The 12,371-nt window shown below is 60.1% G+C and carries 9 protein-coding genes; 5 read left to right on the top strand and 4 right to left on the bottom strand.

Annotation, left to right across the window (positions count from 1 at the left end):
* Window positions 1–16 precede the first annotated feature (16 nt).
* Together HDG33_RS09315 and HDG33_RS09310 are read left to right on the top strand one after the other, a co-directional pair.
* Window positions 17–688 carry a response regulator transcription factor gene (locus HDG33_RS09315; RefSeq protein ID WP_184024601.1) on the top strand — a complete coding sequence of 224 codons (672 nt, stop codon included), beginning with the start codon at window positions 17–19 and terminating at the stop codon, window positions 686–688.
* A complete protein-coding gene (locus HDG33_RS09310) occupies window positions 688–2,037 on the top strand; it encodes an ATP-binding protein (RefSeq protein ID WP_184025596.1) in 1,350 nt (449 codons plus the stop codon). Before HDG33_RS09315 ends, HDG33_RS09310 begins: the two co-directional genes overlap by 1 nt.
* Window positions 2,038–2,949: 912 nt before the next feature.
* Here HDG33_RS09310 and HDG33_RS09305 read toward each other — a convergent pair.
* The gene (locus HDG33_RS09305; RefSeq protein ID WP_184024597.1) at window positions 2,950–5,898 is read right to left on the bottom strand and encodes an EAL domain-containing protein; all 2,949 of its coding nucleotides are present in this window, start codon (window positions 5,896–5,898) and stop codon (window positions 2,950–2,952) included.
* Entirely contained in the window at window positions 5,895–7,130 is a 1,236-nt protein-coding gene (locus tag HDG33_RS09300) for an ABC transporter substrate-binding protein (protein ID WP_260330398.1), read from the bottom strand. Before HDG33_RS09300 ends, HDG33_RS09305 begins: the two co-directional genes overlap by 4 nt.
* 659 nt (window positions 7,131–7,789) lie before the next feature.
* Between HDG33_RS09300 and HDG33_RS09295 the strand changes: the two genes are divergently transcribed.
* The gene (locus tag HDG33_RS09295) at window positions 7,790–8,104 is read left to right on the top strand and encodes a DUF4148 domain-containing protein (protein ID WP_184024579.1); all 315 of its coding nucleotides are present in this window, start codon (window positions 7,790–7,792) and stop codon (window positions 8,102–8,104) included.
* A gap of 274 nt (window positions 8,105–8,378) precedes the next feature.
* Here HDG33_RS09295 and HDG33_RS09290 read toward each other — a convergent pair whose 3' ends face one another.
* Both HDG33_RS09290 and HDG33_RS09285 read right to left on the bottom strand, forming a co-directional pair.
* Window positions 8,379–8,627, bottom strand: a complete 249-nt coding sequence (locus HDG33_RS09290) for a hypothetical protein (protein WP_090807547.1) — start codon at window positions 8,625–8,627, stop codon at window positions 8,379–8,381.
* Window positions 8,628–8,811: 184 nt separating this feature from the next.
* Complete coding sequence (locus HDG33_RS09285; protein ID WP_184024576.1) at window positions 8,812–9,858, bottom strand: squalene/phytoene synthase family protein; 1,047 nt, start codon at window positions 9,856–9,858, stop codon at window positions 8,812–8,814.
* A gap of 508 nt (window positions 9,859–10,366) precedes the next feature.
* Between HDG33_RS09285 and HDG33_RS09280 the strand changes: the two genes are divergently transcribed.
* Both HDG33_RS09280 and HDG33_RS09275 read left to right on the top strand, forming a co-directional pair.
* A complete protein-coding gene (locus HDG33_RS09280; RefSeq protein WP_221311359.1) occupies window positions 10,367–11,887 on the top strand; it encodes an ATPase domain-containing protein in 1,521 nt (506 codons plus the stop codon).
* A 6-nt stretch (window positions 11,888–11,893) separates the two neighbouring features.
* Complete coding sequence (locus HDG33_RS09275; RefSeq protein WP_184024572.1) at window positions 11,894–12,244, top strand: response regulator; 351 nt, start codon at window positions 11,894–11,896, stop codon at window positions 12,242–12,244.
* The last annotated feature ends 127 nt before the right edge of the window (window positions 12,245–12,371 follow it).

The following is a 12,371-nucleotide window of genomic DNA, read 5'->3' as shown; positions in this document are numbered from 1 at the left end:
ATGGGTAAAGCACAGAATGCGCATCCTGCTCGTCGAAGATGATCCGCTGCTTGGCGACGGCGTTCGCGCGGGCCTGCGGCAGGCAGGGTTCCAGGTTGACTGGGTACGCGACGGCAGCGCTGCCGAGACTGAACTGCGCACCCGGTCCTACGCGGCAGCCGTCCTCGATCTCGGGTTGCCACGCAAGGATGGTATCGAAGTGCTATCGTCAGTGCGTCGCGCGGGCGTGAGCGTGCCTGTACTCGTGCTGACTGCGCGCGACACCATTTCCGACCGTGTCCGTGGACTGGACATCGGCGCTGACGACTATGTCGTCAAGCCCGTCGACCTGCAGGAACTGGCAGCCCGACTGCGGGCGCTGGTGCGTCGCGCACACGGTCAGTCGCAGGAAGCACTGCAGGTGCAAAACATTACGCTTGAACCCGCGGCACGATGCGTCTATCGGCATGAGGAGTCGATTACCCTCTCCGCACGCGAATTCGACCTGTTGCAGATCCTGATGCTGAACGCGGGCCGTGTGCTGTCCCGTGAGCAACTGGAGCAGGCCGTATATGGCTGGGGACAGGAAGTGGAAAGCAACGCGGTGGAAGTGCACATCCATCGCCTGCGTACCAAGCTCGGCAGCGAGCTGATCAGGACGGTTCGTGGCGTCGGCTATGTACTGATGCGAGAGGGTTCCGCCACGTGATGATCCTGCCGCGCTCACTGCAGGGCCGTCTGCTGGTCCTCGTGATCGGGGTCGTGGTCGGCGTCTGGCTCATTACCGCACTGTTCATCTGGCGCGACGCCCGCGGCGAGCTCGACGAACTGCTCGACAGTCATCTCGCTCAGGCAGCGGCGCTGCTGGTCGTCCAGCAGACGCAATCAATCGACGACGATGAGGCGATCGATTTACGCGTACCGCACCCGTACGCGCCCAAAGTTGCCTTCCAGATCTTTCACGAGGGGCAGGCTGTAGTGCGTTCCGCCAACGCGCCGACGGAGCCCATGATTCCCATTGATCGTGAAATCGGCCAGGGCTTCGCAACCGTGAAAATAAAGGGTGAAGCGTGGCGCGTGTTTTCCGTGCATGGCCCGAGGGAGGATGCGCGCGTATACGTCGGCGAGCGTATCGATTCGCGCACCTCGATACTGCTGGCTGTGTTGCGCGGCACGCTGTGGCCTATGGCAGTGGCCCTGCCGCTTTTTGCGCTTGCCACCTGGTGGGCAGTGCGCGAAGGCGTCGCACCGCTCAAGCGGCTGGGCCGTACGATTGCCCTGCGTGGTCCGGATGATCTTGCACCTGTCGTTATGACGCAAACGCCCGCTGAAATGTCTCCGGTGCTCGACGCACTCAATCAGCTCTTCGAGCGCATTCAGACAGTATGGGAAACGGAGCGCCGATTTACTGCGGATGCAGCCCATGAGTTGCGCACGCCAATCGCGGCGATTCGAACGCAGGCCCAGGTCGCGCTGGCCGAAACGGATGACGCGCTTCGCCAGCACGCGTTGCGCGCTACGCTGGAAGGGTGTGACCGTGCCACGCGTCTCGTGAACCAGTTGCTGGTGCTTTCACGGCTGGAGTCCGGGGCAACTCTCGAACTCACGAAGGTTGATCTGAGCGCGCTTGCGCAACGGGTGGTAGCGGAACTGGCGCCAACGGCGATTACGAAGCGACAGTCGTTGGAATTCAACGGTGCAAGGCCCTGCTACGTCACAGGCGACGAAATATTGCTCGCGGCTCTGGTGCGCAATCTCGTGGACAATGCTATCCGCTACAGCCAGCCAGGCGCAACGGTCCTGATCAAAACAGAGACAGACAACGACAGAGCAGTCCTGTCGGTCGAGGACAGCGGCCCTGGGATCGCAGATGCGGATCGCCCACGACTGGGTGAGCGCTTCTTCCGTGTGCCAGGTACCGCCGAAAGCGGTAGTGGGCTCGGCTGGTCGATCGTGCAACGAATCGTCGACCTTCACGCAGCGACCGTCAACGTGCGTCGTTCGAAGACCCTCGGGGGTCTGGAGGTCGAGGTCTGGTGGCATGCAGGCAGTGCTTGATCTGAATCAAGGCGGCGTCCGCACCAGCCGCGACCATATCGTTGGACAGCCTTGGATAGAGGATATCCATATCCACACTGGACATCTGCGTGTCGATGTTTTGCGGCGCATCGTCTTCCTTCTGCACGACCACGAAATAGGCGCACTGCACCGACGCCAGACGAAGAAAAGCCCGCGATGTCCGCGGGCTTTTTTTTGTTGCCGGGTGCAGCAAGAATCACGTCAGGCCGCTTCGGCAACCTGAGCCGCTGTACGTGGCTTGTCGAGTACCGCCAGCGCTTGCTGGAGCTTGTCGTCGCGCGCCTTCAGATAGCGTTGCGTCATCCGGCTACGGTAACGCCACGATCAGCGAAATGCGCGGGCTGTCGCCGAAAAAACCGACCGGCGAATATAGCGAATTGCAGTAGTCGATACCTTCGTCGGTAATGGTCAGATCGCCGTGGACGCCTACAACTGGGTTGGGCTGGCAGTATCGACGATGCTTGTGCACGAAAGCTGGCGATACATGGCAGAGGGCTTGCGAACGTCGGCTTGATGTTTTCGCAGCGGACGCTCGCGCACGTTGGGTCGAACGGCTGCAGTGGGTCGACCTTTGCCCGACGCGGACTGATGAACGGCGGCTCACCCGGCGTGTTGAACGTCGGACTGGGTTCGGCCACAAGCCGCCGTTGGTCGATGCCTCGATATACACGTTCAGACGTATCTTCAAGCCTGCAAACGGACTTTCGAGCGTTGAGTCCGTCTGTCGCGAGACCGGCCTTTGCGGCCGTTGGCGCCCCGTCCGATCGCAGCCTGTCCAATGGCTGCTCCCGAAAACTCGGAGGACTGAGGTCGAACTGTTTTCGACCGTTCGAGACTACCGTGATCGGGGTTCGTTTCTCGATACCTGGCATACACTCGTTCGGCGATAGCTCACGATTCGTCGCGCACCTCCTGGTGAGCCGCCTCCCTGGCTGTCGGCCACACCCGCTCCTCAAATTGATCAGATGGAACCGGCTCCGAATACAAAAAGCCTTGCGCAAAGTCACAACCCACGGCGGCGAGAAAATCACGTTGATCCGTCGTCTCGACCCCCTCGGCAATAACCTGCAATCCCAACTTGTGAGCGAGCATGACCATTGCTTCGCAGAGCGCCTGATTGCCGCCGTCGAAACCGAGGTTCTGTACGAATGAACGGTCGATCTTGAGATAATCGATGTCGAAGCGCTTCAGATAGGCTAAGGACGAGTAACCGGTCCCGAAGTCGTCGATCGAAATCCCGATTCCTGCCTCGCGGAAACTCAGCAACTTCTCGTTCAATTCGGCGTCCAGTAACAACCCTTCGGTTATTTCAATTGCCACGCTCTGTCTAGGCAGGCCTTGCCGAATGAGGTATTCCGACCATTGGATACACACCAGATTGTCCTGGCGAATCTGCACCGGCGAAATGTTGACACTGATCTGAAACGATGGATGGAATCGTCGGCGCCATTGACGCGCCTGGCGCACGGCCTGTTTGAACACCCAATCGCCGATCGGAACGATGAGCCCCGTGTCTTCGGCCAATGCGATGAAATCCAATGGACTGATCGTGCCGCGCACCGGGTGCAGCCAGCGAATTAGCGCTTCAGCTTTGTAAATTTCGCCAGTCGCCAGATTGACGATAGGCTGGTAATAAACACGGAACTGTTCGACTTGCAGGGCGGTACGTAGATCGCTCGTGAGACGCCGGCGCTTTTCTGCCGCCACTTGCAACTCGGGCGTAAAGTAGTGGAAACGGTTGCGCCCCGCGGCTTTGGCCGCGTACATGGCCTGGTCGGCATTCTTGAAGAGAACATCCAGTTCTGTCCCGTCGTCAGGGTAAAGCGTGACTCCGACACTCGCAGAAATGAAAGCCTCGTCCGGACCAAGCTTGAAGGGTTGGGCCAGCGTGGCGATGATCGTCTTCGCGATCTGTTCGATGCTCCCGGTGTCGTCCAACTCGGGCAGAATCACCGTGAACTCGTCACCGCCAAGTCGAGCGACCGTGTCGAATTCACGCACACACGAGGTAATGCGCCTCGCGGCCTCGATCAGCAGGATGTCGCCCATATCGTGTCCGAGCGAGTCGTTGACCTCCTTGAAGCGGTCGAGATCGATCAGCATCAAGGCCATCGGCCGCCCGGAGCGATGGGACACGCCGGCTTCATGCTCGAGACGGGCATGAAACATCTGGCGGTTCGGGAGATGGGTCAGCGCATCGTAATTAGCCTGTTTCCATATCGTTGCCTCGAATGCCATCCGGTCCGACAAATCACGACCGACCGCCAACACGGAGTTCACCTCGCCCGACGCGTCGATCTCTGGAGTGAGCCTGATATGGCTGCACTGTTCCTGTCCGTCCTTACTGAGCCATCTCAGTTCGAATTGGCGACTTTTCCCGGTTGTAATGGTTTCGCTGATCTTCTTCTCGTAAGCCAGCGCGTTAGCACCGCCCGGTATCTCTGAGGGCCGTTTGCCGAGCGATTCGCGAAGGCTGCGGGCCGCCGAGACACAGAAAGCCGGATTGGCGTAGGTGCGGCGCAGCTCCCGGTCGTAGCGCGTGATCGTGTCAGGTGAATTCTCGATCAACGTGCGCGACTCCTGCTCTTTGGCGACGAGCTCGGCCGCTCGCTCGATGACCGTCTGCTCCAGGGAAGCGTTGATCTCGTTGATCTTCTGGATCTTCTGCCCGATCGCCGCACTCATTCGTTCGAACCTGTGCGCCAATCTGCCCAATTCATCCTTCACGCCAATCTCACTGCGCGCGTCCACCGATGCCTCCGCCTCTGCGCCTGCATCGCTACCGGTGTCGTCCATCCTTCGCACCAGATCTTTGAGCGGTACAGAGATGCTGTGTGAAATGAAGTTGGCGAGGAAGATCGAAAGCAGAAACCCCGAAATGCCCACCAGTATGATCTGATCGCGTACGGACTGTGCCTCCGCCGTCAACTTCTTCTCCGGGATCGTACTGACCACAAACCATTTTGTGCCGGCAATACCCGTGTATGCAGCGAGATATCGGTCGCCATTCTTGCCATGGAAGTCGACGAAGCCATTTGGCTCGCCGTGCGGATCGGCGTTTGCGATTCTTTCGAGCAGACCCGGTTCAGCCTTTCCGTCGGTGCTCATTGAAGAGCCGTCGGCACGAACAATCAGCTTGTCGCTGCTGGCGTCAAGTACATAGATCTCCGTTCCACTGCCCACGGCGACGTCATTGAAAATCGATGAGAAATACTCGGGGCGAATCACTAGAACCAGATTACCGATCTGCCGATTGTCGCTCTTGCCGATGATGGCGCGCACCATCCCGAGATCTTGCTGACCGGCCCCGTTGTCATAGCTGCCCCAGTAAGGCCGGCCATTTCGATCGGGAGCCTGCTGGACCAGATGCACCACACTCCGCGTCAATTGCGCGAACGCCTGGGTGTCCGTGATCCGGTTGTCCTTGTCGAGCAAATATTTCTGGTTGATGAAATCAACCGCGCCGTAGTGCTCCAGGAGCAGTCGGGTCAGATCCTGGCGAGCTTCGCTCTGCTCCTTTTCATTGCCGTGTGCGATGCGGGTCAGCGCGTCTTGAACCTGATCGGAGAGCACCAGAAGGCTGCTCTCCGTCTCGATCTGCTCCATCCGCAACGAGATGTTTTTGGATACCTGTTTGACTACCTCTTTGGAAAATATCTCCGCTTTGTGCTTGAACTCTGCTGTTGACTCCACATACGATATGTAGCTGGAGACAAGTATCGGTATCAGCGAAAGCAGGATAAACGCGGTTATCAGCCGGTAGCGAATTTCGACCCGGCGCAGCAGATCCAACGAGAAGTAGGCGAATGCGCTTCGCAGCCAGGCGATCAGTGGGCTCATTTGTAGTGCATCTTCGCTTCATTCTTAACAGACTCGTCCAGGAGTTTTGCAGCCTGCATTGGCGTGATTTTCCTGAACAGCACATCCTGTATCAATCGATGCAAGCGCTCGATGGAATTGGAGGGTAGAAACGAATAGTACGGGCTGCCGGTCACAGCATAGCGACTGACCATGTTTGTATAGTCGACAATCTTCTGATCGCTCACCACCGTCCCCGGGAACTGCTTGAATGGGGAAATGTTCTGGCGCTTAGTCTGGAGGATGGAAAACCCCTGCCCAGCGACGAACTCGAGAAAACGCATTGCCGCGGCCTTGTTGGGCGTTTCCGACACCGCAAACCCGGTTTCGCTGCCGATCACGGGCACCACCTGCTCGCCTGGCGCGTTCCAGGGCGGGATGAGCACGCCAACTTCAAAGGGATTGCCGTGCAGCAACAGACCGGCTGCCCAGCTACCGTGAAAAGCCATCGCGACTTTGCCCTCCTTGAATAGCCGTATGCCATCATCGTAGCCAGTTGTCGTGAACGATTCCTGTACGAAACCCCGTTCCGGCATCAGCCTGATCCTGGCGAAAATATCCGCTACCTGGGGGGTGTTCAAATCCAGCGTGCCATCGCTGATTTTGTCCTTCCAGTCTGGCTCGCGCGCAACCACATTGTTAGCAAAGCCTGAACTGAAGGGGCCGTTGCCGAGCATATTTGGGAAGCCGCCGTTCCACATTATTGGCGTATAGCCCGCACGTTTGAGCTGTTCGCAAACCGCCAGGAATTCGTTGAAATTGGTCGGCAGTTCCCTGATCCCCGCCTTCGCAAACATGTCCTGGTTGTAATAGATCAAAGTCGTAGCCATTCCCCCCGCGATTCCAAAGTGCCTGGATTGGCGACTGGTCCAGTCTTTTTTGAGAGGATCGAGCATGTTGTTCCAGGCGGATGTCTTGCTAACGTCGGCGAGGAGCCCTTGATCGGCGAGGTCGGCCGCGTAGGCATTCGGGTTGATACTCACCAGATCGGGCAAGTTGCCGGAGGCGATCCGCGGCTTGATATTTTCTTCCACCGAATTGCCAATCATGAACTGCACATCCACGTGTATGTCCGGATTCAGCTTGCTGAATTCGGCAGCAATCTGAAGCATTTCTTCCGGCCAGTCAGGAGCCCAGACCAAGGCGGTGATGGTGGTACTGGCCGGCCTGCTCGTGCTCGAAGAATCGTGGTCTCGCTGATGGCAACCGCACAACGAGAAAAGAATGAAACAGGCCAAGACCGACAGCAAGGAACCAAACTCAGTTTGTCGCACGTGGGGTTCACTTTTTCAGGTTCGGCATGGATTGGGCGGCCCTCGGCAGAGGCTATGGGCGCATTCGATGGCAAACCGGTGAAACTTTCATCGCGGTCGAATCACTTGCATAACCATGGCGGCGTCCCTGCAGCGGTAAGTTGTGACGAAGCCCGGCATGCCGCTGCGCATTTCATCACAAATCTTTCTCGCTGCCGGCCGATCTTTTGTCATCGACGACGCCCATCGATCGGCACCTGAATGTTTATAAAACAGGGCTGCTTACAGCTCTTGACGGGTCGGCACTCACACGGCATATCGGCAACAGACGCAGATACTTTAACTAAAGGGAGCCCGAATCTCGCCGGCATGACGGGAAGTCGCCGATACGAGGGGAGCGGCTCAGACGTCACCGATCTCGCATAGTTTTCATTTCACGTGACACCGGACACACGTCTACGCGTTAACCCTAAAAGTTCCGTCGCTTTATATCAATTTTCGCAACAAACATTACCTATCTCACGACTTACTCTGTCCAATTCGCCAAATTACAATGCAATCACTGACTACGAACAAGCAAGTTCGCAGCAAGATAAAACCCTGAACTGGAGGTAAGTATCATGAAATCGCTGATTCAAGCCGTTGTCATCGCCGTCGCTGTCGCCGCTCCGGTCGCCGCGTTCGCGCAAGCCAACCAGCCCGTGACCCGCGCTCAAGTGCGCGCCGAGCTGATCCAATTGGAAAAGGCCGGCTATCAACCTGGTCACGCCGACCCGCACTACCCGGCTGACATCCAGGCTGCGCAAGCCCGCGTCGACGCGCAAAACGGCGTCGGTCAAGCCGCTACCGGCTTCGGTGGTGTGGTGAGCGGTACGTCGCAAACGAGCCATGCGGCTCCGACGAGTGGCCCGAAGTCGGTCTACTTCGGTCAGTAAGCGGTAGGTGGCAGGCGGTTCGTCAAGCGCAGCTGTGTGGCCACGAAGCCCTACGGCGCAACGAACCGCGAGCACTTCCAGATAGCGCGTCCTTGCGACGCGCCCCCCGATTCAAATGAACTGGCCCGCGACTCGGGTATCTCCGAGAGCGGGCCAGTTCGTATGTGGTTACCTCCGTCATCGGGCTCCCGATGACTTCGCCCAGGCCTTCACGGTCTGGGCGCTTTTTCGCGACGCTCTGCGTGCGCCGCGATGAATTCTCAGCTGCCCGCGCTCAGTCGCGTGCGATCAGATTGCCGACCTGGCCGCGCCCGGTCACGAGGCAACTCGACAGGAAGCTCTCGCTCTGCGCGCTCGCGCCAGCGTCACCAAAGCCCTTTTTCAACGCGTCCGATTTGACGAGCGCCGCGCCCTCGTGACACGTAATCGTGCCGACCTCGCCCGCCTGCGCACGCATCAACGCCCGATCCGCCATCAGATAGCCAAGCAAAAGCACCAACGCAATATTGAACGCTTGTCGCATGGGTCGTCTCCTTTTCGAAGAGACTAACGTGAAGCGCGAATGCAGTGGCCTGGGGCTTTCCCGATTGTTGAAGATTCAATGATCCAGAATAAATCGCGGCTACTGCGGGCGATTCGTAGTGCATTGAAGCGATTCGGTTTTATTCGATGCGCGTGACTGTGCGCGCAACCGTAGGCGTTTACGCCTACAGCCGAGTTTCGATCCGCGCGATGCGGCTATTGATCGCATGGCGCACCAGCGCATTCGACGGCACCAGCAGCAGCGATGACGCGATGATCCGATACACGTCATGGCGCGTCACCTTCGACACTTTCGCCGGATCGAGCCACGCGTCGTTATCCGCGAGCAGCAGTAAGGTGTCGAGGCCGATGAGGATCGGCCACAGGCAGGCGAGCCGCAAGCGCACCGCGGTCGCCGGAATCGCGAGCGTATAGTCGAGCGCCGCGCGAAAATGATCGAGCGTCTTGCGCAGCAGTTCGACGAGCAGCGGCCGCGCGCGCATCGAATTGGCCGGTTGCAGCAGATCGCGCGCGCTCAGACCGTGGCGCTCGAGCATGCTCTGCGGCAGATAGCAGCGGCCGATGCGCAAATCTTTTCCGCAATCGCGCAGCACGTTGGTCATCTGCAATGCCTTGCCGAAACGCACGCCACGCTGCTTCATCGTGTCGGGCTGTTCTTTCAGCGTGCCCGGCATGTGCGCGTAAGTCATCGTGGTCCAGAACTCGCCGACGCAGCCCGCGACCAGATACGTATAGCGATCGAGTTCGTCGTATTCGCGCAGCGCCGCGATCTGGCCGGAGCGTTCGTCGGGGAACGTGCGCAGATCGAATTCCATGCCCTCGGTCAGCGTCGTGACGATCGCGCGCACCGCGTGGCGGTCGGACTCGCTCAGTTGCGCGAGCACGTCGAGCGCGGGGCTCAACGATTCGAGCAGCAGCTTTTCATCCGACTGCGCCTGCTGACCCGCGACTTCCGCGGCGATGCGCCGGAACGGCGCGCTGTCGACGGCCACGCCATTGACCTGAGCGCGCAACGCGAGCAGCAATTCGAGGCGTTGGCCCGGCGCGATCAGCGAGGTGTCCGCAATCGTATCGGCCGCGCGCGCGAGCAGATACGCAAGGCCGATCGGATCGCGCATGCCGATGGGCAGCACGCGCAGCGTCAGATAGAAGGAGCGTGAAACGCCTTTCAGGAGCGGGCCGAGAAGAAAGGCCCGGGTCGGATTCGGCATGGGTTGGATCGGTTGGCAAATGGGCGGGTGAAAGCCCGCTGGGATCAGGCGCTGCCGAATTGTATACGGCGCGGCGCGTCACCCGGTACACCAATGAACCAGCATCAGAAGCCGTCCGCCGAAGCCGGCGCCACTCGCAGCCGCCGTTCGAACCTGCACCTGACCTATGTGATCGGCAGCCTCGAGCGCATCCTGCGGCGCCGTATGAGCGAAGCGCTCGCCTTTCCGTTTCATTGCATCGGTTTGCAAATTCGACCGGCCACCGCACTTCACTCCCCACTCATACCGCATGCACCGGGCTCCTCGCCGCCGGCCTTTTTCGCCCTCTCACGCCGCCCTGTCGAGCACACGCCGTTCGCCGGGCACGCGTTGCCGGATAGACTCCCCGCATTTCACGCCGCGGGACACTGTCGCTCGCGATCGGGAATGGGGATTGCTGCCACAACGGGGTTGAGCACAGGACGGTTACGACCAGGCCGTCGCTTGCACTTTGAACGACACATCGACAATGACTACCGACGCATCCAACACGTCCCGCCCGTCCGACGCGGCGCGACCTAACGCGGCCCGGCCTGACGCGGCGCGACGCAATGTCGAAACCGGCGTGCCCGGTTTCGACGAGATCCTCGGCGGCGGTCTGGTGAGCGGTGGCGTCTATCTACTGGAGGGGATGGCCGGCGCCGGCAAGACGATCCTGTCGAGCCAGATCGGTTTTCATCGGGTGCGGCAAGGCGAGAAAGTGCTGTACATGACGCTGATCGCCGAATCGCACGACAAGCTACTCGGTCACCTGAAAGGCCTGAGCTTTTTCGACGAAGCCGCGGTCGCGCAGCAGATGCTGTTCGTGTCCGGCTATCACGAGCTGATGCAGGACGGACTCGACGGTTTCCTGAAGCTGATCGCGTCGAGCATCTACGACTACCGGCCGAGCCTGATGATCATCGACGGCTTTCGCAGCGCGCGCGAATTCAGCGAAACCGAGCTGTCGCTGTCGAAGTTCATCCACGAGCTGAACGCGCTGGTCGCCGCGATGGACTGCACGACACTGCTGCTCGCGCCGCTGTCGGGCAACGAGTCGCATCCCGAGCACACGCTGGTGGACGGTCTGATCGAGCTGAACCGCTATCACGACGGCATGCGGCGCGCGCGCGAAATCGAAGTGCACAAGATGCGCGCGCGCGATCATCTGATGGGCAAGCACTTCTTCCGCATCGCCGGCAGCGGGCTGCTGATGTTCCCGCGCCTCGAAGCGCAGTGCACGAAGCAAGCGGGCCCCGTCGATCTGAAAGCCCGGCTGGGCTTCGGCTTGCCGCATCTGGACAACCTGCTCGGCGGCGGCTTCGCGCAAGGCTCGACGACCACGCTGATCGGCCCGTCGGGCGTCGGCAAGACGCTGCTGTGCCTGCAGTTCCTCGCCGCCGGTCTCGCACGCGGCGAGCGTTGCGTGTATCTCGGCTTCTACGAGGGTCCGCAGAGACTCATCGGCAAGGCCGAAGCGGTGTCGATCGCGCTTGCCGATGCGTGGCAGGACGGTCGTCTGATGGTGCTTTGGCAGCCGGCGATCGAACTCGCGGTCGATGAAATCGCGTCGAAAGCGCTCGCCACCGTCAAGCAGACCGGCGCGACGCGCATCGTGATCGACGGCGTCGAGGGCTTTCGCGATTCGGCGTTGCGTACCGAGCGCTTCGGCCTGTTCCTGAACGCACTGCTGCATCAGTTGCGCGAAGCGGCCATCACGACGCTCGTCACCGAGGAGCTGCCGCTGTACAGCGATCCGGGTCACGCCAGGGCCGTGCGCGTGTCGGCGCTGACCGAAAACCTCGTGCTGCTGCGCTACGCCGAGACCGAAGGCGGACTGCGGCGCGTGATTTCGGTGGTGAAGCAACGCGAAAGCGCGCACGACACGTCACTGCGCGAACTGTCGATTTCGTCGCAAGGACTCGACGTGATCGACGGCTCGCCCGGCGCCGCGGGCATCCAATCGACGCCGGGCCTGTCGGTCACGCTGCAATCGCGGCGAAAAACCTAGCCGCTCATGAAAACCATTCTGGTGGTGGACGACGAGTTCGACATCCTCACGGTGTGGCGGCTGCTGCTGGAACGACACGGCTATGCGGTGCGGACGGCGTCGAACGGCGCCGCCGCGCTCGAACTGGTCCGCTCGAGCCGGCCCGGTATCGTCGTGTCCGATTGCATGATGCCGGTCATGTCGGGCCTCCAGTTGTGCGCGGCGCTGTATGAGGACCCAGAGCTGCGCGACATTCCGATCATCCTGTGCAGTGCCGCATCGGACATTCCGGTGCAGCCGAATCCACATATTGCCTACGCGCGCAAGCCGCTTTCGTTCGACCGGCTGCTGGCGATGCTGGTGCGCATGGGTGGTTGACGGCCGCCCTTCCTCCCCCCGCCTTCTCTGCCCCTTTCCCCCGCTAAAACACAGCTTGAGACGCTCGCGCCATTTGTCGAGCGTTTGCAGCGTTCTGCGATTCTCCGTGGCCTTTTACAGTAGGCCA

Origin of the sequence: Paraburkholderia sp. Cpub6 (assembly GCF_014201065.1) — a bacterium.
Lineage (GTDB): Bacteria > Pseudomonadota > Gammaproteobacteria > Burkholderiales > Burkholderiaceae > Paraburkholderia > Paraburkholderia tuberum.
The sequence above is the reverse complement of the archived record's forward strand: the minus strand, read 5'-3'. Positions and strand labels throughout refer to the sequence as shown.

Bases quoted from the DNA above. Each gene is read 5' to 3' on its own strand.
- HDG33_RS09315 (WP_184024601.1), top strand. From the start codon at position 17: ATGCGCATCCTGCTCGTCGAAGATGATCCGCTGCTTGGCGACGGCGTT.
- HDG33_RS09310 (WP_184025596.1), top strand. From the start codon at position 688: ATGATCCTGCCGCGCTCACTGCAGGGCCGTCTGCTGGTCCTCGTGATC.
- HDG33_RS09305 (WP_184024597.1), bottom strand. From the start codon at position 5,898: ATGAGCCCACTGATCGCCTGGCTGCGAAGCGCATTCGCCTACTTCTCG.
- HDG33_RS09295 (WP_184024579.1), top strand. From the start codon at position 7,790: ATGAAATCGCTGATTCAAGCCGTTGTCATCGCCGTCGCTGTCGCCGCT.
- HDG33_RS09290 (WP_090807547.1), bottom strand. From the start codon at position 8,627: ATGCGACAAGCGTTCAATATTGCGTTGGTGCTTTTGCTTGGCTATCTG.
- HDG33_RS09285 (WP_184024576.1), bottom strand. From the start codon at position 9,858: ATGCCGAATCCGACCCGGGCCTTTCTTCTCGGCCCGCTCCTGAAAGGC.
- HDG33_RS09280 (WP_221311359.1), top strand. From the start codon at position 10,367: ATGACTACCGACGCATCCAACACGTCCCGCCCGTCCGACGCGGCGCGA.
- HDG33_RS09275 (WP_184024572.1), top strand. From the start codon at position 11,894: ATGAAAACCATTCTGGTGGTGGACGACGAGTTCGACATCCTCACGGTG.